This window comes from Kribbella sp. DT2, assembly GCF_049844575.1.
In the GTDB taxonomy this organism is placed as follows: Bacteria; Actinomycetota; Actinomycetes; order Propionibacteriales; family Kribbellaceae; genus Kribbella.
Genome location: NZ_JBNCLH010000006.1, coordinates 118,997 through 143,422 on the forward strand (window position 1 = coordinate 118,997; position 24,426 = coordinate 143,422).

27 protein-coding genes are annotated in these 24,426 nt (G+C 69.6%); 17 read left to right on the forward strand and 10 right to left on the reverse strand.

Annotation, left to right across the window (positions count from 1 at the left end; all coding sequences use genetic code 11):
* The 5 genes from ACLQ2O_RS25145 (at position 1) to ACLQ2O_RS25165 (ending at position 6,588) form a co-directional block, all read left to right on the forward strand.
* A complete protein-coding gene (locus tag ACLQ2O_RS25145) occupies positions 1-1,221 on the forward strand; it encodes an acetyl-CoA C-acetyltransferase (protein WP_425835506.1) in 1,221 nt (406 codons plus the stop codon).
* A complete protein-coding gene (locus tag ACLQ2O_RS25150; RefSeq protein ID WP_425835508.1) occupies positions 1,218-3,392 on the forward strand; it encodes a 3-hydroxyacyl-CoA dehydrogenase NAD-binding domain-containing protein in 2,175 nt (724 codons plus the stop codon). The genes ACLQ2O_RS25145 and ACLQ2O_RS25150 overlap by 4 nt, the downstream gene beginning before the upstream one ends.
* Positions 3,393-3,509: 117 nt before the next feature.
* Entirely contained in the window at positions 3,510-4,790 is a 1,281-nt protein-coding gene (locus ACLQ2O_RS25155; protein ID WP_425835510.1) for an ABC transporter substrate-binding protein, read from the forward strand.
* On the forward strand, positions 4,787-5,695 hold the full coding sequence (locus ACLQ2O_RS25160; RefSeq protein ID WP_425835512.1) for a carbohydrate ABC transporter permease: 909 nt from the start codon (positions 4,787-4,789) through the stop codon (positions 5,693-5,695). The genes ACLQ2O_RS25155 and ACLQ2O_RS25160 overlap by 4 nt, the downstream gene beginning before the upstream one ends.
* Positions 5,695-6,588, forward strand: a complete 894-nt coding sequence (locus tag ACLQ2O_RS25165; RefSeq protein WP_425835514.1) for a carbohydrate ABC transporter permease — start codon at positions 5,695-5,697, stop codon at positions 6,586-6,588. Before ACLQ2O_RS25160 ends, ACLQ2O_RS25165 begins: the two co-directional genes overlap by 1 nt.
* Positions 6,589-6,717: 129 nt before the next feature.
* On the opposite strand, the gene ACLQ2O_RS25170 is transcribed toward ACLQ2O_RS25165, so the two are convergent.
* Positions 6,718-7,248, reverse strand: coding sequence for a YbhB/YbcL family Raf kinase inhibitor-like protein (locus ACLQ2O_RS25170; protein WP_425835516.1), 531 nt, complete (start codon positions 7,246-7,248; stop codon positions 6,718-6,720).
* Between the two features lie 147 nt (positions 7,249-7,395).
* Here ACLQ2O_RS25170 and cobT point away from each other — a divergent pair, with 147 nt between their 5' ends.
* The 4 genes from cobT to ACLQ2O_RS25190 are packed head-to-tail and all read left to right on the forward strand — an operon-like array spanning position 7,396 to position 10,728.
* Positions 7,396-8,535 carry a nicotinate-nucleotide--dimethylbenzimidazole phosphoribosyltransferase gene (cobT, locus tag ACLQ2O_RS25175; RefSeq protein ID WP_425835518.1) on the forward strand — a complete coding sequence of 380 codons (1,140 nt, stop codon included), beginning with the start codon at positions 7,396-7,398 and terminating at the stop codon, positions 8,533-8,535.
* Positions 8,532-9,752 (forward strand): uroporphyrinogen-III C-methyltransferase, encoded by a 1,221-nt coding sequence (cobA, locus tag ACLQ2O_RS25180; protein WP_425835520.1) that lies wholly within the window; start codon positions 8,532-8,534, stop codon positions 9,750-9,752. Before cobT ends, cobA begins: the two co-directional genes overlap by 4 nt.
* Complete coding sequence (locus ACLQ2O_RS25185) at positions 9,749-9,919, forward strand: hypothetical protein (RefSeq protein ID WP_425835522.1); 171 nt, start codon at positions 9,749-9,751, stop codon at positions 9,917-9,919. The genes cobA and ACLQ2O_RS25185 overlap by 4 nt, the downstream gene beginning before the upstream one ends.
* Positions 9,910-10,728, forward strand: a complete 819-nt coding sequence (locus ACLQ2O_RS25190) for a TrmH family RNA methyltransferase (RefSeq protein WP_425835524.1) — start codon at positions 9,910-9,912, stop codon at positions 10,726-10,728. The genes ACLQ2O_RS25185 and ACLQ2O_RS25190 overlap by 10 nt, the downstream gene beginning before the upstream one ends.
* On the opposite strand, the gene ACLQ2O_RS25195 is transcribed toward ACLQ2O_RS25190, so the two are convergent.
* The gene (locus tag ACLQ2O_RS25195) at positions 10,725-11,090 is read right to left on the reverse strand and encodes an ACT domain-containing protein (protein WP_425835526.1); all 366 of its coding nucleotides are present in this window, start codon (positions 11,088-11,090) and stop codon (positions 10,725-10,727) included. The two genes, ACLQ2O_RS25190 and ACLQ2O_RS25195, sit on opposite strands and share 4 nt — an antisense overlap.
* A 4-nt stretch (positions 11,091-11,094) precedes the next feature.
* Entirely contained in the window at positions 11,095-12,114 is a 1,020-nt protein-coding gene (locus tag ACLQ2O_RS25200; protein ID WP_425835528.1) for an erythromycin esterase family protein, read from the reverse strand.
* Between the two features lie 125 nt (positions 12,115-12,239).
* On the opposite strand from ACLQ2O_RS25200, the gene ACLQ2O_RS25205 reads away from it, so the two are divergent.
* The gene (locus tag ACLQ2O_RS25205) at positions 12,240-12,542 is read left to right on the forward strand and encodes a hypothetical protein (protein WP_425835530.1); all 303 of its coding nucleotides are present in this window, start codon (positions 12,240-12,242) and stop codon (positions 12,540-12,542) included.
* Here ACLQ2O_RS25205 and ACLQ2O_RS25210 read toward each other — a convergent pair.
* Positions 12,532-13,578 (reverse strand): LacI family DNA-binding transcriptional regulator, encoded by a 1,047-nt coding sequence (locus ACLQ2O_RS25210; RefSeq protein ID WP_425835532.1) that lies wholly within the window; start codon positions 13,576-13,578, stop codon positions 12,532-12,534. The two genes, ACLQ2O_RS25205 and ACLQ2O_RS25210, sit on opposite strands and share 11 nt — an antisense overlap.
* Before the next feature lie 52 nt (positions 13,579-13,630).
* On the opposite strand from ACLQ2O_RS25210, the gene ACLQ2O_RS25215 reads away from it, so the two are divergent.
* A complete protein-coding gene (locus ACLQ2O_RS25215; protein ID WP_425835534.1) occupies positions 13,631-14,185 on the forward strand; it encodes a phosphotransferase-like protein in 555 nt (184 codons plus the stop codon).
* 69 nt (positions 14,186-14,254) lie between these two features.
* The gene (locus ACLQ2O_RS25220; RefSeq protein WP_425835536.1) at positions 14,255-15,478 is read left to right on the forward strand and encodes an NAD(P)/FAD-dependent oxidoreductase; all 1,224 of its coding nucleotides are present in this window, start codon (positions 14,255-14,257) and stop codon (positions 15,476-15,478) included.
* 70 nt (positions 15,479-15,548) lie between these two features.
* Here the strand turns inward: ACLQ2O_RS25220 and ACLQ2O_RS25225 are convergent, their stop codons facing one another.
* Together ACLQ2O_RS25225 and def are read right to left on the reverse strand one after the other, a co-directional pair.
* The gene (locus ACLQ2O_RS25225; protein ID WP_425835538.1) at positions 15,549-16,031 is read right to left on the reverse strand and encodes a hypothetical protein; all 483 of its coding nucleotides are present in this window, start codon (positions 16,029-16,031) and stop codon (positions 15,549-15,551) included.
* Between the two features lie 66 nt (positions 16,032-16,097).
* Entirely contained in the window at positions 16,098-16,703 is a 606-nt protein-coding gene (gene def, locus ACLQ2O_RS25230) for a peptide deformylase (RefSeq protein WP_425835540.1), read from the reverse strand.
* Positions 16,704-16,761: 58 nt separating this feature from the next.
* On the opposite strand from def, the gene ACLQ2O_RS25235 reads away from it, so the two are divergent.
* Entirely contained in the window at positions 16,762-17,331 is a 570-nt protein-coding gene (locus ACLQ2O_RS25235) for a DinB family protein (protein WP_425835542.1), read from the forward strand.
* A 47-nt stretch (positions 17,332-17,378) separates the two neighbouring features.
* Here ACLQ2O_RS25235 and ACLQ2O_RS25240 read toward each other — a convergent pair whose 3' ends face one another.
* Positions 17,379-18,197, reverse strand: coding sequence for an LLM class F420-dependent oxidoreductase (locus tag ACLQ2O_RS25240; protein WP_425835544.1), 819 nt, complete (start codon positions 18,195-18,197; stop codon positions 17,379-17,381).
* A gap of 64 nt (positions 18,198-18,261) precedes the next feature.
* Between ACLQ2O_RS25240 and ACLQ2O_RS25245 the strand changes: the two genes are divergently transcribed.
* The gene (locus ACLQ2O_RS25245; protein WP_425835546.1) at positions 18,262-18,765 is read left to right on the forward strand and encodes a DinB family protein; all 504 of its coding nucleotides are present in this window, start codon (positions 18,262-18,264) and stop codon (positions 18,763-18,765) included.
* A gap of 4 nt (positions 18,766-18,769) precedes the next feature.
* Here ACLQ2O_RS25245 and ACLQ2O_RS25250 read toward each other — a convergent pair whose 3' ends face one another.
* The gene (locus ACLQ2O_RS25250) at positions 18,770-19,108 is read right to left on the reverse strand and encodes a winged helix-turn-helix transcriptional regulator (protein ID WP_425835548.1); all 339 of its coding nucleotides are present in this window, start codon (positions 19,106-19,108) and stop codon (positions 18,770-18,772) included.
* 85 nt (positions 19,109-19,193) lie between these two features.
* On the opposite strand from ACLQ2O_RS25250, the gene ACLQ2O_RS25255 reads away from it, so the two are divergent.
* Complete coding sequence (locus ACLQ2O_RS25255) at positions 19,194-19,859, forward strand: NADPH-dependent F420 reductase (RefSeq protein WP_425835550.1); 666 nt, start codon at positions 19,194-19,196, stop codon at positions 19,857-19,859.
* Between the two features lie 174 nt (positions 19,860-20,033).
* Positions 20,034-21,014 carry an SMP-30/gluconolactonase/LRE family protein gene (locus ACLQ2O_RS25260; protein WP_425835552.1) on the forward strand — a complete coding sequence of 327 codons (981 nt, stop codon included), beginning with the start codon at positions 20,034-20,036 and terminating at the stop codon, positions 21,012-21,014.
* Between the two features lie 31 nt (positions 21,015-21,045).
* Here ACLQ2O_RS25260 and ACLQ2O_RS25265 read toward each other — a convergent pair whose 3' ends face one another.
* Positions 21,046-22,797 carry a BCCT family transporter gene (locus ACLQ2O_RS25265; RefSeq protein WP_425835554.1) on the reverse strand — a complete coding sequence of 584 codons (1,752 nt, stop codon included), beginning with the start codon at positions 22,795-22,797 and terminating at the stop codon, positions 21,046-21,048.
* A gap of 142 nt (positions 22,798-22,939) precedes the next feature.
* On the opposite strand from ACLQ2O_RS25265, the gene ACLQ2O_RS25270 reads away from it, so the two are divergent.
* Positions 22,940-23,794, forward strand: a complete 855-nt coding sequence (locus tag ACLQ2O_RS25270) for an LLM class flavin-dependent oxidoreductase (RefSeq protein WP_425835556.1) — start codon at positions 22,940-22,942, stop codon at positions 23,792-23,794.
* Here ACLQ2O_RS25270 and ACLQ2O_RS25275 read toward each other — a convergent pair.
* The gene (locus ACLQ2O_RS25275; protein WP_425835558.1) at positions 23,791-24,291 is read right to left on the reverse strand and encodes a DUF6328 family protein; all 501 of its coding nucleotides are present in this window, start codon (positions 24,289-24,291) and stop codon (positions 23,791-23,793) included. The genes ACLQ2O_RS25270 and ACLQ2O_RS25275 overlap by 4 nt on opposite strands.
* Positions 24,292-24,426 lie beyond the last annotated feature (135 nt).

The following is a 24,426-nucleotide window of genomic DNA, read 5'->3' on the forward strand; positions in this document are numbered from 1 at the left end:
ATGACGAGTGAAGCCTTCCTGTACGACGCGATCCGCACGCCGCGGGGCAAGGGCAAGCCGACCGGCGCGCTGCACGAGGTCAAACCGGTCCAGCTGGTGACCGGCCTGCTGCACGAGCTGCGGGCCCGGCACCCGGAGCTCGACCCGGCCGCCATCGACGACGTCGTCCTGGGCGTGGTCACTCCGATCGGCGACCAGGGCATGGACATCGCCCGCACCGTCGTACTGGCGGCGGGTTACCCGGAGACCACCGGCGGCGTGCAGCTCAACCGCTTCTGCGCGTCCGGTCTGGAGGCGGTCAACCAGGCCGCCCAGCGGGTCCGCTCCGGCTGGGAGGACTTCATCCTGGCCGGCGGCGTCGAGTCGATGTCCCGCGTCCCGATGGGCTCCGACGGCGGCGCCTGGGCGATGGACCCGGAGACCGCGCTGCAGACCGGCTTCATCCCGCAGGGCGTCAGCGCCGACCTGATCGCGACGATCGACGGCCTCTCCCGGACCGACGTCGACACGTACGCCGCCGAGTCGCACGCGCGCGCCGCGAAGGCCTGGGCGAACGGCTACTTCACCCGCTCGGTCGTCCCGGTCGACGACCGCAACGGCCTGCGGATCCTCGACCACGACCAGCTCGTCCGGCCCGGTACGACGGTCGAGACGCTGGCCGGGCTGCCGGCGTCGTTCGCGGCGATCGGTGAGCACGGCGGGTTCGACGCGGTCGCGCTGGAGAAGTACGTCACGGTCGAGCGGATCGAGCACGTGCACCACGCCGGCAACTCCTCGGGCATCGTCGACGGCGCCGCATTGGTGGCCATCGGCAACGAAAGGGCAGGCGAGGCGCTTGGCCGGGCGCCGCGTGGACGGGTGGTCTCGGCCGCCGTCAGCGGTGCCGACCCGACCATCATGCTGACCGGCCCGGCGCCGGCCGCCCGCAAGGCGCTGGCCAAGGCCGGGCTCGAGGTCGGCGACATCGACCTGTTCGAGATGAACGAGGCGTTCGCCGCCGCGGTGCTGCACTTCATGGCCGACCTCGGCGTACCGCACGAGAAGGTGAACGTGAACGGCGGCGCGATCGCGCTCGGGCACCCGCTCGGCGCGACCGGCGCGATGCTGGTCGGAACCCTGCTGGACGAGCTGGAGCGGCGCGAGCTCCGCTACGGTCTGGCCACTCTGTGCGTCGGCGGCGGGATGGGCGTCGCGACCATCATCGAGAGGCTGGCGGCATGATCTCCTGGCACAGCGACAACGGGATCGTCACGCTGACGATGGACGACCCGGACGCGTCGGCGAACACGATGAACGACGCCTACGTGACCGCGATGGCCGCGACGGTCGAGCGGCTGCAGGCTTCGGCCGACTCACTCAAGGGTGTGGTGATCACCAGCGCGAAGAAGACGTTCTTCGCCGGCGGCAACCTGCAGATGCTGTCGCAGATCCAGCCGGAGAACGCGGCCGAGGTGTTCGACACGATCGAGGAGGTCAAGCGCCAGCTCCGGGTCCTGGAGACGCTCGGCGTCCCGGTCGTTGCCGCGATCAACGGCTCGGCACTCGGCGGCGGGCTGGAGATCGCGCTCGCCTGCCACCACCGGATCGTTGCCGACGACCACCGGATCGAGCTCGGCGTCCCGGAGGTGACGCTCGGACTGCTGCCCGGTGGTGGCGGCGTGACCCGTACGGTCCGGATGCTCGGGCTGCAGGACGCGCTGATGAAGGTGCTGCTGCAGGGCCAGCGGATGAAGCCCGCGCACGCGCAGTCGGTCGGCATCGTCGACGAGGTGGTCCCGCGCGACGAGCTGCTGTCCCGCGCGCGTGCCTGGATCGAGGCGTACGACGGTGACGCCAAGCAGCCCTGGGACCGCGACGGCTACAAGATCCCGGGCGGTACGCCGTCCTCGCCGAAGCTGGCCGCGTTCCTGCCGGCCTTCCCGGCGAACCTGCGCAAGCAGCTCAAGGGCGCGCCGTACCCGGCGCCGCGGGCGATCATGAGTGCCGCCGTCGAGGGTAGCCAGGTCGACTTCGCGACCGCGTCCCGAATCGAGTCGCGCTGGTTCGTCTCGCTGGCGACCGGGCAGATCGCGAAGAACATGATCAACGCGTTCTTCTTCGAGCTGCAGGCGATCAACGCGGGCGCGTCGCGGCCGGACGGCGTACCGGCGTACCAGGCACGCAAGGTCGGTGTGCTCGGCGCCGGGATGATGGGCGCCGGGATTGCCTACTCCTGCGCGAAAGTGGGCATCGAGGTCGTGCTCAAGGACATCTCGCTCGAGGCGGCCGAGAAGGGCAAGCAGTACTCCGAGAAGCTCCTGGCCAAGCAGCTGGAGAAGGGCCGGACGACGCCGGAGAAGGCGGAGGCGTTCCTCAGCCTGATCACGCCGACCGCGGACCCGAACGACCTGGCCGGGTGCGACCTGGTGATCGAGGCGGTGTTCGAGAGCGAGGAGCTGAAGCAGAAGGTCTTCGCCGAGATCGCCGGCGTGGTCGAGCCGGACGCGCTGCTCTGCTCGAACACGTCGACCCTGCCGATCACCTCGCTGGCCGACGGGATCGCCCGGCAGGGTGGGCTGGGGTGGGGCCGAAGGCAAGGCGCAGCCGACTTCATCGGCATGCACTTCTTCTCGCCGGTCGACCGGATGCCGCTGGTCGAGCTGATCGTGGGGGAGAAGACCTCGGACCGCGCGCTGGCCAAGGCGTACGACGTGGTCCGGCAGATCAAGAAGACGCCGATCGTGGTCAACGACAGCCGCGGCTTCTTCACCTCGCGGGTCTTCGGCACGCTGGTGATGGAAGGCGCCGCGATGGTTGCCGAGGGCGTCGACCCGGTGACGATCGAGCGGGCCGCGACCCAGATGGGCTTCCCGGCACCGCCGCTGGCGATGCTGGACGAGGTCACGCTGACGCTGCCGCAGAAGATCCGCGACGCCGCGCGAGCGGCAGGGGACAGCGCCGGCGCGTTCGACGAGCACCCGGGGATGGCGGTCGCCGATCGACTCGTCACCGAGTTCGACCGGAAGGGCAAGGCGGCCGGGGCCGGCTTCTACGAGTACCCGGCGGACGGGCCGAAGCGCCTGTGGCCCGGGCTCCGCGAACACTTCGGGCCCGCGGTCGAGGTCCCGCTGATCGACCTGCAGGAACGTCTCACCTTCGCCATGGCGCTGGAGACCGTGAAGTGCCTGGACGAGGGCGTGCTGCGCTCGGTGGCCGACGCCAACATCGGCTCGATCTTCGGCATCGGCTTCCCGCCCCTGTACGGCGGTGCGCTGCAGTACGTCAACCAGTACGCCGGCGGCCTGCCCGGGTTCGTTGCCCGCGCGCGCGAGCTGGCGGCGGCGTACGGGCCGCGGTTCGAGCCGCCGTCGCTCCTGGTAGGCCTGGCCACGAAGGGTGAGCGCTTCGTCTGAGAACCTCTCCGGTCTTGCGCCGGAGAGCGTTTTCGGCCATTGTCGGAACACTTCTCCAACGATTCACCTGGTGCTGTGGTCGTTGGGTTCCGGACTCTGCTCTCGGAGGTGGAGACGATGGCCGCTGGTCGTCCGAACGCTGGTTTGTCCCGACGCGATCTGCTCAAGCGGACCGGTGGCCTGGCCACCCTCGCCGCGTTCACGGCCGCCTGCGGTGGCAACACCGGGCGACCAGCCGACAGCGGGGGAGGCGGCAGCAAGGCCGCGCTCGCCCAGTGGTACCACCAGTACGGCGAGACCGGGGCGCGGGAAGCCGCGCTCAAGTACGCCAAGGCCTACGGTGACGCCGCGGTCACCGTGCAGTGGACGCCGGGCGACTACGCCGCGAAGCTGTCGTCGGGACTGCTGTCCAGCAAGGGCCCGGACGTCTTCGAGGGCCAGCTGAACATCGGGATGGTGAAGAGCAACCAGATCGTCGCGCTGGACGACCTGCTGGAGGGTGTGAAGGACGACTTCAGCGCGGAGGACCTGGCCACCAACACGGTCGACGGCAAGGTCTACGGGATCCGGATGATCGTCGACCCGCAGGTGATCTACTACCGCAAGTCGCTGTTCCAGGGCGCCGGGATCGAGCCTCCGAAGACGATCGACGACCTGATCTCCGCGTCCAAGGAACTCACCACGAACAAGGTCAAGGGCATCTTCGTCGGCAACGACGGCGGCGTCGCCCTCGGGGGTCCGGCGCTCTGGTCCTCCGGCGGCGCCTACCTGACCAAGGACAACAAGCCGGGCTTCACCGACGGGCGCGCGGCCCAGGCGTTCGGCAAGCTGCACGAGCTGTACGCGAGCAAGTCGACGTTGCTCGGCGCACCGACCGACTGGACCGACCCGAGCGCGTTCACCCAGGGCCTGGTCGCGATGCAGTGGATCGGGATGTGGGCGCTGCCGGCCATGCAGAAGGCCTTCGGCGACGACCTCGGCGTGTTCGCCTTCCCGGCGCTCGACGCGCAGGGCACGCCGGCGGTCTACTCCGGCGGCTGGACGCAGTTCGTGTCGGCCAAGAGTGCGAACGTCGACGCGGCGAAGAAGTTCGTCAAGTGGCTGTGGATCGACCAGGCGGAGTACCAGGAGGACTGGTGCCTGAACTACGGCTTCCACATCCCGCCGCGCAAGAGCCTGGCCGCGAAGGCCGCCAAGCTGCAGGACGGCGCCGCCGCGGAGACGGTGAAGCTGAACGAGCAGTACGGCCGGACCGACAACCCGGCCTGGACCCCGAAGATGGCCACCGCGTTCGGCGACCTGCTGACCAACGTGATCCGCAAGGGCGCCGACCCGGCCGCCGAGATCAGTAAGGCGGAAAAGACCGTCGGGACGGAACTGTCCCGGCTGTTCGGATGAGCCCCCGTACGACGGCGAAGGGGATCCGCGGCAACACCCTGTGGTTCTGGGTGTTCGTCGGCCCCTTCGTGATCGGCCTGCTGATCTTCAGCTACCTGCCGATCCTGTGGAGCCTGGTGCTGAGCTTCTTCGAGGCGCGCAACACGGTCACCCCGACCGAGTTCGTCGGGCTGCGCAACTACGCCGACATGCTGACCGACCACAACTTCCTGTCCAGCCTGGGCACGTTCTCGCTGTTCGCGGTGTTCATCGTGCCGCTGACGTTCGTGCTCTCGCTGGCGCTCGCGCTGCTGGTCAACCAGGTCAAGATCGCCCGCGCGTTCTTCCGCTCGGTCTTCTTCCTGCCGACCGCCTGCTCGTACGTCGTCGCGTCGCTGATCTGGAAGCTGTCGATCTTCAACGGCGTCCGGTTCGGTCTGGCCAACACCGTGCTCGACTGGTTCGGCATCGACCAGATCGCGTGGCTGTCGACCGTCGATCCACCGTGGTTCTGGATCCCGATCATCACCGTCCGGCTGTGGCTGCAGCTCGGCTTCTACATGATCCTGTTCATCGCCGGGCTGCAACGGATCTCGCCCGCGCTGTACGAGGCGGCGTACGTCGACGGCGCGAAACCCGGCTGGCAGGTCTTCCGCTTCATCACGCTGCCGCAGCTGCGGGCGACGGCGGTCGCCGTACTGATCCTGAACCTGATCGCGGCGTACCAGGCCTTCGACGAGTTCTACAACCTGCTCGGCAACGTGAACTTCGCCCGGCCGCCGCTGGTCTACCTGTACGGGATCTCGCTCGGCACGATCCAGGACCTCGGCCACGGCAGCGCCGGCGCCCTGATCCTGGCGGCGATCATCATGATCGTCACGCTGCTGCAGAACAAGATCTTCGGCTTCGGCAAGGCGAACGACTGATGGCAGTGAATCGACGGGCAGAGCGCACCTCCGGTACGCCGCAACCGATCGGCTACTCGCGCAGCGGGATCGGCCGGGTCACGCTCGTGCTGCGCTGGATCGCGCTGGCGATCGCGGTGGTCCTGTTCCTGCTGCCGTTCTACCTGGTGCTGCGCAACGCGCTGTCGACCGAGGCCGACATCACCGCGCCGGAGTGGACGCTGTTCCCCAAGGACCTGCAGTGGGGCAACATCAGCGAGCTGTTCAACGACCAGAGCGTGCCGATCGCGCGGGCCCTGTGGAACTCGGCGGTCGTCGGCGTCCTCGGCACGGCCGGGCAGTTGCTGCTGGCATCGATGGCCGGCTACGGCCTGGCGCGGATCCCGTACAAGCACGCGGACAAGGTCTTCTACGCCGTCGTGGCGACGCTGATGATCCCCGGCGCGGTGACGTTCATCCCGAGCTTCATCGTGGTCTCGTCACTGGGCTGGGTCAGCTCGCTGCGCGGGCTGATCATCCCGACGCTGTTCAGCGGGTTCGCGGCGTTCCTGTTCCGGCAGTACTTCCTGAGCTTCCCGCGCGAGCTGGAGGAGGCCGCCCGGGTCGACGGCGCCGGCTACTTCGGGACGTTCTGGCGGATCGTCGTCCCCAACTCGCTGCCGTTCTTCGCCGCGCTGGCCGCGATCACGTTCATCGGCAACTGGAACTCGTTCCTGTGGCCGCTGGTGATCGGGCAGGACTCGTCGTCGTGGACCATCCAGGTCGCGCTGTCGACGTACGTGACGGCCCAGACGATCAACATCCACCAGCTCTTCATGGCGGTCGCGGTCTCGATCCTGCCGCTGGTGCTGATCTTCGCGTTCCTGCAGCGGTACCTGATCCAGGGCGTGACGCAGTCGGGCATCAAGGACTGAGGACTGCCCCCCGCTCCGCCACCCCCGTTGCGTCCGAAGAACAGCGATGCGTCCGAAGAACCCGAGGCTATAGCGCTCGGTTCTTCGGACGCATCGCGTTTCTTCGGACGCTGTGCTGCCGGGGACCTGCTACTCCGGAGCCGCGTAGACCGGCGTCGCGATCGCGCGGGCCAGGGTGTGGAAGGCCAGGTTGAAACTGACCACCGCGGCGCTGGCCTCGTCGTCGACGTCCAGCTTGTCCACGTCGAGCGCGTGCACGACGAAGTAGTACCGGTGGGCCGGGTCGCCGGCGGGCGGGGCCGCGCCGCCGAAGCTCTTCGTGCTGTAGTCGTTGCGGACGTGGAACGCGCCGTTGTCCAGCCGCGGCGTCGCCCCGGCGCCGGCCGGGAGCTCGGTCACGTCGGCGGGCAGGTTGACCAGGATCCAGTGCCAGAACCCCGACGGGGTCGGCGCGTCCGGGTCGTAGCAGGTCACCACGAAGCCCTTGGTCTCCGCCGGGAACCCGCTCCAGCTGAGCTGCGGCGACGTGTTGCCACCGGCAAAGACCTGCGCGTCGTCGAGGGTCTCGCCGGCGGCGAAGTCGGTACTGGTGACGGTGAAGGAGCCCACGGTGGGGAGCTTCTCGTACGGGTCCTGCGCGACCGGCCGTTCGAGCGACATCTGATGATCCTCCCAGGATCTCGCGTGTGGTGATTCCGACATTACTGGCCGCCGCACGCGGACTCCGGCCGGGGCGCGGCGCCGGGGATGCGAAGATCGGGGGTGGCCGTGTCCAGACGGCCCGACGACGACCTTGGAGGAGCTGCGGTGGAGGAGTACCTGGCCCGGATCGGCCCGGCCGACGAACAGGCGATGGCGGCCGCCACGCAGCGTCAGCAACTGCTCACGAAACCGGCCGGCTCCCTCGGCGTACTGGAAGAGCTGTCGATCCGCATCGCGGGAATGACGGGGACCGGGTTTCCAGCTCCCGCTGTTGTGGCTGTGTTCGCCGCTGATCACGGGGTGCATGCTCAGGGCGTGTCTCCGTGGCCGCAGGAGGTGACCGCCTCCATGCTCGCCAACTTCGCCGCCGGTGGTGCGGCCGTGAACGCTTTCGCCTCCAACAACCGGGTCGACGTGCGGGTGGTCGACGTCGGCGTCGCCTCCGACGTGGACGAGCTGGACATCGTGCACGCCAAGGTCCGCCCGGGCACTCGTGACCTCTCCGTCGAAGCGGCGCTGACCGCCGACGAGGTGCTGGCCGCCGTCGCGGTCGGCTTCGAGCTGGCCGACAAGCTCGTGCTCGACGGCTACCGCTGCCTGCTGACCGGCGACATGGGCATCGCGAACACCACCGCCTCCGCCGCCCTCATCGCCACCTTCACCGGCGCGACCGCCGACCAGGCCACCGGCCGAGGCACCGGCATCGACGACGCGACCCTCGCCCACAAGACGGCGATCGTCGAAGCCGCCCTGGTTCTGCATGAGGTCCCCGCCACCGAGCCCTTGAAAGTACTGGCGGCGTACGGCGGCCTCGAGCACGCCGCTCTCACCGGCTACATCCTCGGCGCGGCCGCCAACAAGGTCCCCGTCGTCCTCGACGGCGTCATCGCCGGCGCTGCGGCACTCGTCGCCCAGGCGCTGCACCCGTCAGCCATCGACTACTGCGTCGCCGGGCACCGCTCTGCTGAGCCCGGTCACGCGATCGCCCTCAAGGCGCTCGGCCTCCAGCCGTTGGTCGACCTCGACCTCCGCCTGGGGGAGGGAACGGGCGCCGTACTGGCCTATCCCATTCTCACCTGCGCCGTCCGCGCCCTGTCCGAGATGGCGACCTTCGAGTCGGCCGGCATCGCCTCGGGCGACGGCTCGGTGGACGACCTGGTCGCCGGGCCCGCCGACTCCGGCGCGGCTCCTGCTGGCTCCGGCCCCGCATCCGGCGCTGCGACCGTGCTGGGAGGCGACGCGTGAGCGAGCCCGCGCCGTACCTGTCCGGCCTCGTCCTCACCGGCCGTCGCGTGGTGGTCGTCGGCGGCGGGGGAGTCGCCCAGCGCCGGCTGCCGCGCCTGCTCGAGACCGGCGCGCAGATCGACGTCATCTCACCCGCGATCACCCCGACCATCGAAGGCCTGCTCACCAACCCCGACCTGCGCTGGGTCGAGCGCGGCTTCACCCCGGGCGACCTGGAAGGCGCCTGGTACGTCGTCGTCGCAACCGACGATGCCGACGTCAACGACCAGGTGTCGGCCGAGGCCGAGGAGCGGCGCATCTTCTGCGTCCGTTCCGACGACCGCTCCCGCGCGACCGCCTGGACGCCGGCCTCGGGTCAGCACGACCACGTCACCATCGGCGTACTGGGGGCAGGCGATCACCGCCGCTCGGCCGCCGTACGCGACGCGATCCTCGAGGAGCTCCGCACCGGCGCACTCGGGGCCCGCGACTCGCTCGACAAGCAGCCCGGCGTCTACCTCGTCGGCGGCGGACCGGGCGACCCCGACCTGATCACCGTCCGCGGCCGCCGGCTGCTCGCCGAGGCGGACGTGGTCGTCGCCGACCGGCTCGCACCGCAGCAGCTCCTGGACGAGCTGCACCCCGAGGTCGAACTGATCGACGCCGCGAAGCTCCCGCGCGGCCGTTCGGCCCAGCAGGAGGAGATCAACCGGATCCTCGTCGACCGCGCGCAGGCCGGCAAGCTCGTCGTACGGCTGAAAGGCGGAGACCCGTACGTCTTCGGCCGCGGCTTCGAGGAGGCGATCGCCTGCGCCGAAGCCGGTGTGACCTGGACGGTTGTCCCCGGCATCACCAGTTCGATCTCGGTCCCCGCGGTCGCCGGCATCCCGGTCACGCACCGCGGTATCACCCACGAGTTCACGGTCGTCTCGGGCCACATCCCGCCGGACCACCCGGACTCCCTGATCAACTGGCCGGCGCTCGCCCAGCTCACGGGCACGCTCGTCCTCCTGATGGCGGTCGAGAACCTGCCCAAGATCACCGCCACCCTGCTCGCCCACGGCCGCCCGGCGACGACCCCCGCGGCGGTCATTGCCGACGGCACCCTTCCGTCGCAGGAGATCGTCACCGCCGACCTGGCGACCATTGCCACCACCGCCCGGTCCGCCGGTATCGGCGCCCCGGCGATCGTTGTCATCGGCAACGTGGTCGAGGTGGCCGCGCAGGTCCGCCGATGAGCCGCACGCCGTCGGCAGTACGCCGTCAGGTGGTCGTCGCGCTCGCCGCGAACGGCGCCGTCGGCGCGAACGCCGCGCTGGGCGCGAACGCCGCGCTGGGCGCGAACGCCGCGCTGGGCGCGCTGGGCGCGAACGGCGACGCTCTCCGCGTGGTGGTGTGCGAGTGATCGTCGACATCGACCAGGCCGACGACTCACGCCTGGGCGACTACGTTCAGCTGCGTGAGGTCAACCTCCGGCGCCTGCTGGAGGAGGAGCACGGCCTCTTCATCGCCGAAGGCGACAAGGTGATCCGCCGAGCTGCCGAGGCCGGCTACGAGCCGCGCTCGTTCCTGCTCGCCCCGCGCTGGCTGGACACCTTGGCCGACGTACTGGAGAAGTGGCCGGAGGCCCCTGTCTACCTGGTCTCGGAGGACCTGGCCGAGCAGGTCACCGGCTTCCACGTCCACCGCGGCGCGCTCGCGTCGTACAAGCGCCGGCCTCCGGCCGATCTCGACACTCTCCTGGACGGCGTCCAGCAGGGCCGGATCGCGATCTTCGACGACATCGTCGACCATACGAACGTCGGCGCCGGCTTCCGCGCCGCCGCCGCGATGGGCGTCGACGCCGTGCTCGTCACGCCGACCTGTGCCGACCCGCTGTACCGCCGCTCGGTGAAGGTCTCGATGGGCACCGTCTTCCAGGTCCCGTGGACCCGGCTGGAGTCCTGGCCCGGCGACCTGGAGAAGCTCGAGGCCCACGGGTTCACCACCGCGGCCTTCGCGCTGACCGACGACTCGATCACGCTCGACGCGCTGGCGGCTCGCCGCGACCCGAAGCTCGCGCTGATCTTCGGCACCGAAGGCCACGGGCTGAAACCCCACGTCCTGGCGTCGTCCGACCTCACCGTCCGGATCCCGATGGCCGGGGGCGTCGACTCCCTCAACGTCGCCTCGTCCGCCGCGGTCGCCTTCTACGCCACCCGGGTCACCACCTAGAGCGAGACGATGGTGTGGCCGGCCGCTTCGAGGGTCTTGACGGCCTGGTCGACCGAGCCGGCCGCGACCAGCACCAGGTCGGCCTGGTAGGTGGAGGCAGCGAAGACCGACAGACCCGCGGCGGCGAGCGGCTGGACGATCGCGGCCAGCATGCCCGGCTGGTCGAGGTCGTGGGCGTCGTTGTTGTAGAAGGCCCGCCAGGGTTCAGCGTCACCGTCCTCGGCCAGTTCGGCCAGGACGGTGACGCCTTCCGGGGTACGCGACATGGCCCACCAGTCGCCGGTCGGCAACTGAGGTGCCGAGCAGGCGTGGTGCTCGATGCCGAAGCGCGGCCGGAGCAGGGTCAGGGTCTGAGCTGGCATGGGCTCATTCTGCACCGGCACCCGGAGGACTCGCGTCGGCGACCACGGGCAGGATCGCGTCGGCGGCCTCCGCGGTGGTTCGGTCGAGCCCGGCGGGGTCGAGGGTGCTGATGACGACGGCGTACCGATGACCGATGAGCGCGTCGAGGATGGCGCCTGCGGAGTGCCAGGTCAGGGTCATCCCGCCCATCTGCAGGATGCTCGGATTGCGTTGCAGGTGGGCAGTCTGGGCGCACACCAAGGTCGGGCCGCGGTCGTCCTCCAGGCTGCGGATCTCGAGCAGGTTCTGCGCCATGATCGTGTCGCGGACAGCCAGGAGGCCTGATACACGGGCGGTTTCGTCGACCCGCTGGGCGGCCTGCTGGTGATAGCGGAGCAGTCCGAGCGCGGCGTTGGCGTGGATGCGCGCTCGGTACCAGGCGTCGCGGGAGGTACTGGCGATCAGTTCAGGCGCGCGGGTGTAAAGCGCGGTGAGCAAATCGTCGGCGATCGCCCGCAGCTGCACAGCTTCGGGGCTGCCGCCGATCGATACCGCCGAGTCCAGGATCGCCTCCTGCCGGCTCCAGCGGTCGTCATCACCCAGCAGATCGGTGAGATCGCGGTCGGCAGCCAGGTAGTCGAGAGTGTGCTCCAGGTACCCGCGCGGGCTGGGTGCGCTGATGTTCTCAGTCGGCGCGTCGAAGCCGTGAAAGGACAAGCGTTCCTCAACCGGTCGCGCCTGGTTGTAGTCGCGCAACCAACCAACCAGTTGGCTGTTGGCCTCCACCGCACCGAAGCCGTGGGAGAACCCAACGTTCATCACCGCGTCAAGGCTGCCGACGCCGTACCGCACGTAGTCGTCGACCGCGAGCGCCGCGACACGGTCGGTCTCCAGCGCGATCGACCGGAACCCTCGCTCGACAAGGGATCGGACGAGCTCGTTACGGATCGGCCCGAAGGAAGGATCCTGGGTGGGGTGCGCCGGTTCACTGATCGCGAGCAGCTCGCACGGCGGCGCCGCGAGCTCCCGAAGGTCCTGTCTCATGTCTCTCAATCATAGGATTGAAGTGCTTTGGGGAAGCTTTGAAGACCGGCTGAGCGGCTAGCTCACCGATAAGTCTCAAACCGGGGGCTCACCCCTGGCCCGAAGGGCCGGTAACGTCCGGCCGCATGGGTGAGCTCGGGCGGGCGAGGGTAGGGGCAGCGAACGACGCGTGGGCGGGGCAGGCACCGCTGGGTGCGGAGGTGGTGGAGACCCCGGAGTATCGGCTGGTGCGGATGCCGGAACGCTACGGCAGCCATCTGATGGTGCAGTGGGTCCGATCGTCACGCCCGGCGGACGCCGTACTGGCCGACATCGCCACGCGGGCGCTCTCGCAGGGCATGATCAACACCAGCTCGCCGATTCTGCAGCGGCTCGGCTTTGTTGCCTACGGCCAAGAACATGCCTACCGGCTCCCGCTCACCGGGTGAGTGGTGGCGTGCTCGCGCGGACGACCGGGTACGCCGGGACCGTACGGCGCGTGAGAGTCGCGTCGTTGGTGGTGGCGCGGTAGATCGCTTCTTCGGCGACGGCGTTCAGCTCGACGTGCACGGTGGTGAGTTTCGGTACGACGTCGCGCAAGGTGCTGATGTCGTCGAAGCCGGCGACGCCGATGTCCTCGGGGATCCGCAGGCCGCGCTCGCGCAGACCGTCGAGCGCGCCGAGCGCCATGTCGTCGGTGACGGTGAAGACCAGTTGCAGGTCGCGGAGCTCGTCGTCGGTGAGCGAGAGCACGAAGTCGCGCGCTCCCACCCAGCTGAAGTCGGGATGGTGGACGCGCGTCTCGCTGACGCCGGCGTCCAGCAGGCCTTGCACGAAACCTTCGACCCGGCGCTGCATCGAGAGCAAGGGAGTGGCGCTGCCGAGGACCAGGCAGCGGCGGTAACCGAGCGCGGCCAGTTCGCGGGCCAGCGACCGGGCGCCTTCGTGGTTGTCGAAGTCGACGGTCTCGAACGGGAGATCGCTGCGGCTGATCAGTACGACGCGCCCGCCGGTCTCCTCGTACCGGCGCAGCTCGTCGACGAGGTCCTGCTCCGACGGCGGATCGACGGACCCGGTCCCGGCCAGGATGATCGCGCGCGGTCGCTGGCCGCGTAGTTCGCGGACCAGGTCGAGCTCGCGCTCGGCGTGCCGCTCGGTGACCGCGATCGACACGTGCAGGCCGATCGCCTCGGCCTGCTTCATGATCTCGGCCGCCATCGCGGAGAAGTACGGGTCGGAGATCAGGCTGATCACCAGCGCGACCGTGCGCGACGTGCCGCGGGCCATCGCCTGGGCCGGCAGGTTCGGCGTGTAGCCGAGCTGGCGCGCGGCGGCGAGGACGCGTTCGCGGTAGCTCTCGGCGACCTTGCGGGCGCTGCCGTTCAGGACCCGCGACGCCGTCGGCTGCGAGACCCCGGCGTACCGTGCGACGTCGTCGAGCGTGACCGGGCGCCTGGAGCCTGGCCCGCCCTGCGTCGATGGCACCCGGGCAGCTTATCGATGAAATCTGCTGGACGGGCGTGATGGGATTGGCCGCATGCGGAAAGTCGTTCTGATCACCGGCATGCAGGCCGCGGGCAAGTCCACCATCGCGCCACTGCTCGCGTCGCGGCTCGGCCCACCTGCCGCGACCCTCGACGGCGACGTCTTCCACCACGGCGTCGTCGCCGGCGCGGTCGGCATGACTCCCGACCCGGCACCCGAAGCCGTGCGCCAGCTGGAGCTCCGGTACGCCGCCACCGCCAAGATCGCCCAGCATTACGCCGACGCGGGCTTCGACTTCACCTGCTCCGACATCATCCTCGGCGCCGACGTGGAACGCTGGTTCACCGCGTTGCACGACGTCGAGCCGCACCTCGTCGTCCTCGTTCCGTCCGTCGACTCCATCGTCGACCGCGAACTGGGCCGCGGCTCCACGTCGTACCGGGACTGGCAACCCCCAGGCGGCACCCTCGCCGACGCCGTCCGTGCCCTCCAGAAAAGCCTCGAAGACACTCCGCACCGAGGCCTTTGGCTCGACACCACCCACCAGACCCCCGACCAGTCCGTCGAAACCATCCTCGAGAACGACCTCGAGTCGTCCCGCTGGTAGGCCTGCCGCCGTTGACTGCGGTGTCTCGGACTTCTAAAGTCGACAGCAATCGTCTTTAGAAGGAGATTCATGAGCAGCGGATCCAGCTACGTCATCGTCGGGGCCAGCTTGGCGGGGGCGAAAGCGGCGGAGGGCTTGCGGGCGGAAGGCTTCGACGGGCGCGTGGTCCTGATCGGTGACGAGCGGGAGCGGCCGTACGAGCGGCCGGGGCTATCCAAGGGGTACCTGCTGGGCAAGGACGAGCGCGCGAAGTCCTTCGTGCACGACGAGAGCTGGTACAGCGAGCACAACGTCGAGCTGGTGCTCGGTGACCGGGTGACCGGGCTGGATCGAGCCGCGCACGAGGTGACCTTCGACAGCGGCGAGCGGATCGGCTACACCAAGCTCCTGCTCGCGACCGGTGTATCACCGCGACGGCTGAAGGTCGACGGCGTCAAGCTCGACGGGATCCATTACCTGCGCCGGATCGGCCAGTCGGACAAGCTGCGCGACGCCATCCGCGCCGGCGGCCGGGTCGTCGTCGTGGGCGCCGGCTGGATCGGGCTGGAGACCGCGGCCGCGGCCCGTGAGTACGGCTGCGATGTGACGGTCATCGAGCCGCAGGAGACGCCGCTCGCGGCGGCGCTCGGTGGGGAGATGGGCGCGTTCTTCGCGTCCCTGCACCTGCGGCACGGCGTCGACCTGCGCCTCGGGCAGAGCGTGTCCGGCTTCCGCGGTACCGACAAGGTGGAGGCCGTGCTCACCGAGGACGGCAGCGAGTACGCCGCCGACGTCGTCGTGATCGGCATCGGCGCCCGGCCGAACACCGAGCTCGCCGAGCAGGCCGGCCTCAGCGTCGACAACGGCATCGTCGTCGACGCGGCGTTCCGCACCGACGACGCGGACGTGTACGCCGTCGGTGACGTCGCGAACATCCAGAACCCCCTCTACGGCGAGCGTCTGCGCGTCGAGCACTGGGACAACGCCCTCAACGGCGGCCCGGCCGCGGCGAAGTCGATGCTCGGCCAGGACGTCAGCTACGACCACCTGCCGTACTTCTTCACCGACCAGTACGACGTGGGCATGGAGTTCTCCGGCTGGATCGGCGGCGGCTACGACCAGCTCGTCACCCGCGGCGACGTCGAGAAGCAAGCGTTCCACGCCTTCTGGCTCGCCGACCGCCGCGTCGTCGCCGGCATGCACATCAACCAGTGGGACGACGGCATCGCCCCGACCCAGGACCTGATCCGCTCCCAGCGGCAGGTCGATCCCTCCCGCCTGGGCGACCCGTCCACGCCGCTGACCGAGGCCTGACCGCGGACGGCCGACCCCTCGCGCGGTTCCAGAGCTGCAGGCGGGTGGTGACAGTTGCCAACAGCAACGGTCACCGCCCGCTGTCGTGCCAGTCCCCGTCGAACGGCTCCCGCGACACCTGCACCCACCCCGGCCGAATCGCCTCCAACTCAGCGGCATACTCCGGATCCCACCGGTCCAGACTCACCTCCACCAGCCGACTCTCCCCACCGCTCACACTGAAGGTGACCCGCGCGATCCCCGGCCCTTCGGCGTTCCGCAACCGCATGACGGTCTGCTGCACCCGCCGCCGCTCGTCCGAAACCCCGGTCCACTCCCACACCCGAAGCCGCTCCGGCGAGCGCATCAGGGCGGCCAGTTCCACCTCAGTACGCCGTACGTCAGCCGCATCCCGCACGTAGACCACGATCCGCATCGACCCGGTCCCCGCCAGAAACTTCAACCAGTCCAGCACGACTTCGGCCCGCAACTCCGGCCGCTCCGCCACCCAGGCGACAACCACCGGCAGATCCACCTCAACCGCCCGCCGCTCGTACGGCGGTAGTGCGCGCATCGCGTCACCTCACAGGAGAGTCCTGTGTCGATGGTCCCACCGGTTGGCGACGGACGCCTGGGGTTTCTACTCGGCGACCGGCTGGCCCTCGTGCTCCTCGGGGTTGAGCATGGGGGAGATCGGCCAGTCGGTCGGGTAGTCGGGGGCGAGCTCCTCGGCCTCGGCGAACAGGCGGCGCTTGTACTTGCGGGAGAGGCGGTCGCCGAAGACCATGCCCTGGGTGTGGTCGGTCTCGTGCTGCAGGCAGCGGGCGAGCAGGCCGTCGCCCTCGTACGCGACCGGTTCGCCGTGCTCGTCGACGCCGGTGACACGGGCGAAGTCGGGGCGCGCGCACTTGGTGAAGGCGCCGGGCAGCGACAGGCAGCCCTCTTCGCCCTCGTCGAGGCGGCGGTCCTTGCCTTCGGGCAGGTCGAGCTTCGGGTTGCAGACCACCCCCTGGTGCCGGTTGCCGTCCTTGTCGGGGCAGTCGAACACGAACAACTGCAGGTCCACGCCGACCTGGTTCGCGGCCAGCCCGACGCCCTCGGCGGCGTTCATCGTCGCGACCATGTCGGCGACCAGCTTCCGCAGGTCGTCGCCGAAGTCGGTGACGGGCTGGTTCAGCCGGTGCATCACGTCCTCACCCCACCGCGTGATGGGCAGCACCGAACCGTTCGTAGGCAGCGTAGACATGCGGGAAATCCTAGCGAAGCTCCGGCCACGACCCGGACCCCGCCCTAGGGTGTCGACCGTGACGACGACCGATCAGAAATCCCGGCTGCACGAGTACCTGCGCTTCGCCCGGGAGGCGATGCTGTGGAAGCTTGAGGGCCTGTCCGAGTACGACGTCCGCCGGCCGCTCACGCCGACCGGGACCAACCTGCTCGGGTTGATCAAGCACCTGACGCTGATCGAGGGCGGGTACTTCGGTGACACCTTCGGGCGCCCATTCCCCGAGGAGCTGCCGTTCGGGAAGGACGACACCGAGAAGAACTGGGCGACCGCGGACGAGTCCCGCGACGAGCTGGTCGACCTGTACCGCCGGGTGATCGGGCACGCCGACGCCACGATCGACGCGCTGGAGCTGGACTCGACGGGCTCCGTGCCGTGGTGGGGCGAGAACGAGGTCACCCTGTTCGGGATCCTCGTGCACGTCCTGGCCGAGGTGAACCGGCACGCGGGTCACGCGGACATCTTGCGGGAGGGGCTCGACGGCGCCGCGGGTCTGCTCGCCGGCAACTCGAACATGATGCAGCACGACGAGCAGTGGTGGAAGGACCATCACGCCCGCATCCAGCAGGCGGCCGACACTTTCCGGTAGAAACGACCGTGCCCGTGCTCGTCGTGAGCACGGGCACAGGTGGGGGATCAGGCCTTGGCGTTGACCTCGTCGCGCCAGGCGAGCCAGTCGCGGACCAGGCCGAGGTCGTAGTCGGGGCCGGAGCTGCTCATCGTGAACAGGCGGGTGCCGACGTCGAGCATCGCCTTGCCGACCTCTTCGGGGCTCTTGTCGCCGACCGCCGCGGAGCGCTCGATCTCGCCGGGGTCGCGGCCGATCGTCGCGCAGTGGCCGTCCAGTACGGCGTGCTTGTGCGCGATCGTCTCGGCGTCGCCGAAGCCGTGCCAGATGGTCGCGTGCTGGGCGACGAGCTTCAGCGTCTTCTTCTCGCCGCCACCGCCGATCAGGACCGGGATGTCGCGGGTCGGCTTCGGGTTGAGCTTGGCCCAGCGCTGCTCGATCCGCGGCAGCGCCTCGCCGAGCGCGTCGAGCCGGCCGCCCGCCGTACCGAACGTGTAGCCGTACTCGTCGTAGTCCTTCTCGAACCAGCCCGAGCCGATGCCGAAGATCAGCCGGCCGTCGCTGATGTGGTCGACGGTGCGCGCCATGTCGGCGAGCAGCTCGGGGTTGCGGTAGGAGTTGCAGGTGACCAGGGCGCCGAACTCGATCCGCTCGGTCGCCTCGGCCCAGGCCGCGAGCATCGTCCAGGCCTCGAAGTGCAGGCCCTCGGGCTCACCGGACAGCGGGTAGAAGTGGTCCCAGTTGAACGCCACGTCGACGCCGAGCTCCTCGACCTTCGCCACGGTCCGGCGGATGTCGGCGTACTGCGCGTGCTGGGGCTGGATCTGAACACCGATGCGAACCGGGAAGCTCGCATAGGGGCGATCGGTGGACTCAGTCGATGTCATGACCTGAATCCTAACGCCCAGATCGGAGGACCCCTCCGGTACACCCCCGGAGTAGCGTCCGGGCATGGACCTGAACGGACGCCCCGAGCCCCCGCACGTCGCCGACGAGCTCGACACCTTGCTGGGCTTCCTCGACTTCCAGCGAGGCACCTTCCTGTGGAAGGTCGAGGGCCTCACACCGGAGCAGCTCGGCACCCCCGCGCTTCACCCCTCCAAGCTCACCCTGCACGGCCTGGTTCGCCACCTCACCGAGGACGAGCTCAGCTGGCTGGTGACCCCGTTCAGCGGCACCCCGGCGCCGTACCCGTACTGGACCGAGGAGACTCCCGACGCGTCCTGGTCCGACCTCGACCCCTCCCAGTACGCCGACGACCTCCAGCGCTACCAGGACGCCGTTGCACAAGCCCGTACGGCGATTGCCGGCGTCCCCGCCGACCACGTGGCCGTCGACGAAGGTACGTCGTACACGCTGCGGTGGATCGTGACGCACATGATCGAGGAGTACGCGCGCCACAACGGCCACGCCGACCTCTTGCGCGAGCACCTGGACGGCGCCACCGGCGAGTAGGGCGTCAGGCGGACTCCTGCGCCTCCAGGACCGTCGACGCGTGCCGGGCGGCCCAGTCGCCGAGGGCCTCGATGGGGATCAGCAGGTCGCGGCCCGCGGCGGTGAGCGAGTACTCGACGCGCGGCGGGGCCTCGGCGTAGCGGCGGCGTTCGACGATGCCGTTGTGCTCGAGGCGGCGCAGGGTCTCGGTGAGGACCTTCTGGCTGATGCCGCCGATCTTGCGCCGCAGGTCGCCGGGACGCGCCGGCCCATTGGACAGCGAGTAGATGACCACCATCGGCCAGGTGCCGCTGATCAGGTCGGCGGCGATCCGGGCCTGGCAGTCCGCGTAGAACTTCGTCACCGACCCAGTGTGCACCGGGCGTTGGGCACCGGGAGGTGCGTTTCGTCCCGGCTAGCGTCACGGCCTCCGACACCTTGGAGGAAGAATGCGGATCGGGATCCTCGGCAACGGCCTGATGGCCGAAGCCCTCGGCGGCCGGTGGGCGAAGGCCGGCCACGAGCTCTTCATCGGCGGCCGGTCGCCAGAGCGAGCGCGGAAGCTCGCCGAGCAGCTCAGCACCCAGAGCGGCCCGCCGCCAGAGGCGGCGGAGGACGGCCCGCTCGAGCGGCCGGTGCGCAGCGGCACGCTCCAGCAGGCTGCCGACTTCGGCACCGCCCTCCTGCTCGCCGTACCGGCGGAGGCCGCGGTGACCACCGTCCAGACCCTCGACCTCGGCCACCGCACGCTGATCGACTGCACGAACGCGATCACCCACCCCGGCGTCGTGCTCGCCGTCGACGCGATGGCCGAGACCATCAACCAGTACGCCGGGCAAGCGCGCGTCGTGAAGGCCTTCAACCTGGCCGCCGACAGCGTCTGGCGGCGAGCGCCGCAGCCCGGCCGGCCGCTCGGAGTCCCGATCTGCGGCGACGACCAGGAGGCGCTCGACCAGGTCGCCGTACTGGTCCGCGACCTCGGCTGCGAGCCCGTCCACGCCGGCGGCCTGGACCGCGCCCGGTTGCTCGAGGCAACGGCCGCCTTCGCGATCGGGGTGTGGCTCCGCGGCGGTGACACGCGCGAGCTGTTCCCACCGAAGGACCAGGCCTTCTAGGGCGTGTCTCCTAATTCCCGTCTACTGCGCGGCACTCGGCACGGCAGCTCGGAGCACTGGAGCAAAGCCCACGATGGAAAAACATCGAGGGCTTCACTCCAGCACTCCGAGCTACCGCACCGAGCACCTGCTCGCTACGGCGGGAATTAGGAGACACGCCCTAGGCTCAGCTCCATGAAGTCGCGCATCGAGCCGGTCCGCTGGACGCCCCCGCCCGTGCCGCCGACCCGGCAGCCCAGGCACCTGAGCGTCGAGGTCGTCGCCGTACCGGGGGAGGGCCCCGAGGACACGCTGATCGACGACGACGGCAGTGTGCTGACCGGCCTGCGCGACGGCCGCATCCTGCGGGTCAGCGCGGACGGCCTGACGATCACGACCCTGGCCGACACCGGCGGCCGGCCGCTCGGGCTGGAGTGGCTGGGCGACGGCAAGGTGCTGATCTGCGACGCGCACCGCGGCCTGCTGACGATGGATCGCGACGGCCGCGTGACCACGCTGCTCGGCGAGATCGACGGCAAGCCGATGCGCTTCTGCAACAACGCCGACGTCACCGACGACGGCACGATCTACTTCACGAACTCCTCGACCCGCTTCGGCGTCGAGGAGTGGATGGCCGACCTGCTCGAGCACTCGTCGACCGGCAGCGTCTACCGGCTCCGCCCGGACGGCGAGCTGACGCTGCTGACGTCCGGCCGCTCGTTCCCGAACGGCGTGGCGCTGAGCGGTGACCAGCAGACGTTGTTCTTCGTCGAGACCGGCGGCTACGGCCTCTTCAAGCTCGACCTCACCACCGGCGACGCCGTACCGGAGCTCGTCGCGCCGATCCCCGGCCTGCCGGACAACATCGCGCGCGGCTCCGACGGCCTGATCTGGGTCGCCATCGGTTCACCGCGCAACACCGTGCTCGACACGCTGCTGCCGAAGGCGCCGGTCCTCCGCAAGCTCGTCTGGAACCTGCCCGACGCGCTCAAGCCGAAGGCCGCCGACATCATCGAGATCCAGGCGTACGACGACGCCGGCACGCTCGTGCACGACCTGCGCGGCACGCACCCGGGGTTCCACATGCCGACCGGCGTCCGGGAGCGCGACGGCAGGGTCTGGCTGAGCAGCCTCGGCACGACGAGCATCGCGCACTTCCCGACCCCCACTCGCTGAGGCGTCTCAACGAGCGGGGGGCCGGCAAGGCCTACTCCTTCTTCGGAGCCGGTACGGCGTCCTGCTTGTCCGGTACGGCGTCGTCGCCGTTACCCGTGACGACCAGCGAGAAGTCGTCGCCGTGCGTCGAGACGCCCTCGATCACCGCGTTCTCGACCGCCTCGGTCCCGATCTCGTGCCGCAGCATCAACGGGTCGGTGCGCAGGTCCTTGGCCAGCGCGACCGCCAGCCCGACCATCACCAGCGCGAACGGCAGCGCGGCCACGATCGTCAGGTTCTGCAACCCCTGCAGCGCTTCGGCACCACCGCCACCGGCCAGCAGCATCACTGCCGCGACGGCACCGGTGAGCACGCCCCAGAAGATGACCAGCGGCTTCTTCGGCGTGATCGCCCCGCGCTGGGACAGCGTGCCCATCACGATCGACGCGGCGTCGGCGCCGGAGACGAAGAAGATCGCCACCAGGAGGACGACCACGATCGTGGCGACCGACGCGAGCGGGAAGGTGTCGAGCAGCCCGAACAGCTGACCCTCGGGTGTCGACTGGCCGGCGATGTCGGTGCCGTTGCGCTGGGTGTTGATTGCGGCGCCGCCGAACACGCAGAACCAGACCAGGCTGACCAGCGACGGGACCAGTAGCACGCCGGTGACGAACTGCCGGATCGTCCGGCCGCGGCTGATCCGCGCGATGAACATGCCGACGAACGGCGTCCAGGAGATCCACCAGGCCCAGTAGAAGACGGTCCAGCCGGACAGCCACTTGGCCATCGCGTCGCCGCCGCTGGCCTCGGTCCGCGCGGCCATCTCGGCCAGGTCGCGGAAGTAGTCACCGATCGCGGTCGGTACCAGGTTCAGGATCAGTACGGTCGGACCGACCACGAACACGAACACGGCCAGCACGACGGCCAGCACCATGTTGATGTTGGACAGCCACTGGATGCCCTTGGCAACACCGGAGACGGCCGACGCGACGAAGGCCGCGGTCAGGATCGCGATCACCGCGACCAGGACGCCGTTGCCGGCCTTGTCCATCCAGCCGAGGATCTGGACGCCGGACCCGATCTGCAACGCACCGAGGCCGAGCGAGGCCGCCGACCCGAACAGCGTGGCGAAGATCGCGAGGCTGTCGATCACCTTGCCGATCGGTCCTTCGGTCCGACGGCCGAGCAGCGGCGCGAACGCCGAGCTGATCAGCTGCGAGCGACCGCGCCGGAAGGTGCCGTAGGCAATCGCGATGCCGACGACGGCGTAGATCGCCCACGGGTGCAGGGTCCAGTGGAACAGCGTGGTCGCCATCGCGGTCTCGAGCGCCTGCGACGACCCGGCCTCGACGGTTCCCGGCGGGGGAGCGGTGAAGTGCGACAGCGGCTCGCTGACGCCGTAGAACATCAGGCCGATGCCCATGCCGGCGCTGAACATCATCGCGACCCAGGACACGGTCTTGAACTCGGGCTTCTCGTCGTCGGCGCCGAGCGGGATCCGCCCGTACCGGCCGGCGGCCAGCCAGATCACGAAGACGACGAATCCCGAGGCCAGCAGGACGAACAGCCAGCCGGTGTTGTGCTCGACCCAGGTCAGGGCGCTGTCGGACGCCGTACCGAGTCCGCTGGAGTCGGCGAAGCCCCAGGCCACGAAGGCCAGCGCGATGACCGCGGTGACGCCGAAGACGACCTTGTCCACCCCTGAGCCGTGACTTCGGCTGCCGGGTGGTGGCGGGGTCGCGAGTGCGGGGTGCTCGTTGTCGTGGTCGGGGGACACGTGCTGATTCTCGATGTCGATCGCCACAGCTGCTACACGCCTCGCTTCGGCGCGCCTCCTTTTCAGGGGTTCGGGGGGACTGCCTTACGACCGTGTCGAAGATCGTGGAGAAATGCAACTATCGTGTGGGCCCGGCCACATGTCGGTTCCGCCGTCTAGTGTGCGGAGCATGCGATTCGGAATCACGATCCTGCCCGAGTACCGGTGGACCGAGGCCGCGCCGAAGTGGCGTGCGGCCGAGGAGCTCGGCTTCGACCACGCCTGGACCTACGACCACCTGACCTGGGGCGGTCTGCAGGACTCACCTTGGTACGGCACGACGCCGACGCTGACCGCGGCCGCGCTCGTCACGTCGTCGGTGAAGCTCGGCACCTTCGTCACCTCGCCGAACTTCCGCCACCCGCTGGCGCTGACCCGCGAGATCCTTGCCCTGGACGACATCTCGAACGGCCGCTTCCTGTGCGGTATCGGCGCCGGCGGCGGGATCGACTCGACCATCCTCGGCGGGCCGGACCTGACGCCGCGGCAGAAGGTCGACCGGCTGACCGAGTTCACCGAGCTGCTCGACCGGCTGCTGACCACGGACGGTGTCGACCATCGCGGCGAGTACTTCGAGACCCGCAACGGCCGCACGCTGCCTGGTTGCGTCCAGCAACCACGCGTGCCGTTCGTGATGGCGGCGAACGGTCCGCGTTCGCTCCGGCTCGCGGTCAAACACGGCGCCGGCTGGGTGACCACCGGCGGCAAGGCCGACGACCTGGACAGCTGGTGGGGCTCGGTCACCGACCTCAGCCACCGGCTGGACGACGTACTGGAGGGGCGTGCCTTCGACCGCTACCTGTCGCTGGACTCGCAGGTCTACGCTCTGACCAGCGCCGACGCCTTCGAGGACGCCGTCGGCCGCGCCGCGGCGCTCGGCTTCACCGACGTCATCACCCACTGGCCCCGCGCCGAGGGCGTCTACGCCGGCACCGAGACCGTCCTGGGCCAGGTCGCCGGCGACGTCATGCCCCGCTACCGCTAGCTCTTGCCGTTCTTGCTCGTACGGCGGACGTAGGTCGGCAGGACGTACCAGAAGGCCAGGAACCAGGCGAGCACGATCGCGACGATGACGATCGCGACCGTGCGGCTGAGCACGACGTCGAGGGCGAGCAGGACGCCGCCGCACATCGCGACGATCAGGAAGACCAGTCCGCCGTTGGCCAGGTGGTGCGCGATCGGGACGAGCCGGTCGCGCAGCTGCTGCTGGAAGACGATCCGGTGGAACGAGACCGGGGCGAGGAACAGCGCGACGGCCAGGGCGGCGGCGACCAGCGTGCCGGCGTACACGTCGTGGGTGAAGGCGTCCGCTTCCTGGAAGCGGTCCTGGAAGGCGATGCTGAGCAGGAAGGCGAACAGGATCTGCGTGCCGGTCTGGGCCAGCCGGAGTTCCTGGAGCAGCTCGCTCCAGTGCCGGTCGAGCTGCTCGCCCTTGTCCTCGTCGGCACGGCTGTAGCTGGGGGCACGGTCCTGCTCGGTCATCGGTCTCCTCGGTGGCTGCTGTGGCCGAACTGGTACCCCGATTCAATCCCACCGCAACCGCTCCTGGGAACGGCGAACGGGCCGCCCACCGAAGTGGACGGCCCGCTCGATTTTGCCGTGCTGAAGAGCTGATCA

Excerpts from the sequence above, each read along its gene's own strand:
- ACLQ2O_RS25220 (WP_425835536.1), top strand. The coding sequence starts at position 14,255 with ATGAGCAGCGGATCCAGCTACGTCATCGTCGGGGCCAGCTTGGCGGGG.
- ACLQ2O_RS25145 (WP_425835506.1), top strand. The coding sequence starts at position 1 with ATGACGAGTGAAGCCTTCCTGTACGACGCGATCCGCACGCCGCGGGGC.
- ACLQ2O_RS25150 (WP_425835508.1), top strand. The coding sequence starts at position 1,218 with ATGATCTCCTGGCACAGCGACAACGGGATCGTCACGCTGACGATGGAC.
- ACLQ2O_RS25195 (WP_425835526.1), bottom strand. The coding sequence starts at position 11,090 with ATGCCAGCTCAGACCCTGACCCTGCTCCGGCCGCGCTTCGGCATCGAG.
- ACLQ2O_RS25205 (WP_425835530.1), top strand. The coding sequence starts at position 12,240 with ATGGGTGAGCTCGGGCGGGCGAGGGTAGGGGCAGCGAACGACGCGTGG.
- ACLQ2O_RS25160 (WP_425835512.1), top strand. The coding sequence starts at position 4,787 with ATGAGCCCCCGTACGACGGCGAAGGGGATCCGCGGCAACACCCTGTGG.
- ACLQ2O_RS25225 (WP_425835538.1), bottom strand. The coding sequence starts at position 16,031 with ATGCGCGCACTACCGCCGTACGAGCGGCGGGCGGTTGAGGTGGATCTG.
- ACLQ2O_RS25200 (WP_425835528.1), bottom strand. The coding sequence starts at position 12,114 with ATGAGACAGGACCTTCGGGAGCTCGCGGCGCCGCCGTGCGAGCTGCTC.
- ACLQ2O_RS25240 (WP_425835544.1), bottom strand. The coding sequence starts at position 18,197 with ATGACATCGACTGAGTCCACCGATCGCCCCTATGCGAGCTTCCCGGTT.
- ACLQ2O_RS25155 (WP_425835510.1), top strand. The coding sequence starts at position 3,510 with ATGGCCGCTGGTCGTCCGAACGCTGGTTTGTCCCGACGCGATCTGCTC.
- ACLQ2O_RS25215 (WP_425835534.1), top strand. The coding sequence starts at position 13,631 with ATGCGGAAAGTCGTTCTGATCACCGGCATGCAGGCCGCGGGCAAGTCC.
- ACLQ2O_RS25275 (WP_425835558.1), bottom strand. The coding sequence starts at position 24,291 with ATGACCGAGCAGGACCGTGCCCCCAGCTACAGCCGTGCCGACGAGGAC.
- def (WP_425835540.1), bottom strand. The coding sequence starts at position 16,703 with ATGTCTACGCTGCCTACGAACGGTTCGGTGCTGCCCATCACGCGGTGG.
- ACLQ2O_RS25260 (WP_425835552.1), top strand. The coding sequence starts at position 20,034 with ATGAAGTCGCGCATCGAGCCGGTCCGCTGGACGCCCCCGCCCGTGCCG.
- ACLQ2O_RS25165 (WP_425835514.1), top strand. The coding sequence starts at position 5,695 with ATGGCAGTGAATCGACGGGCAGAGCGCACCTCCGGTACGCCGCAACCG.
- ACLQ2O_RS25185 (WP_425835522.1), top strand. The coding sequence starts at position 9,749 with ATGAGCCGCACGCCGTCGGCAGTACGCCGTCAGGTGGTCGTCGCGCTC.
- ACLQ2O_RS25270 (WP_425835556.1), top strand. The coding sequence starts at position 22,940 with ATGCGATTCGGAATCACGATCCTGCCCGAGTACCGGTGGACCGAGGCC.
- ACLQ2O_RS25255 (WP_425835550.1), top strand. The coding sequence starts at position 19,194 with ATGCGGATCGGGATCCTCGGCAACGGCCTGATGGCCGAAGCCCTCGGC.
- ACLQ2O_RS25170 (WP_425835516.1), bottom strand. The coding sequence starts at position 7,248 with ATGTCGCTCGAACGGCCGGTCGCGCAGGACCCGTACGAGAAGCTCCCC.
- ACLQ2O_RS25245 (WP_425835546.1), top strand. The coding sequence starts at position 18,262 with ATGGACCTGAACGGACGCCCCGAGCCCCCGCACGTCGCCGACGAGCTC.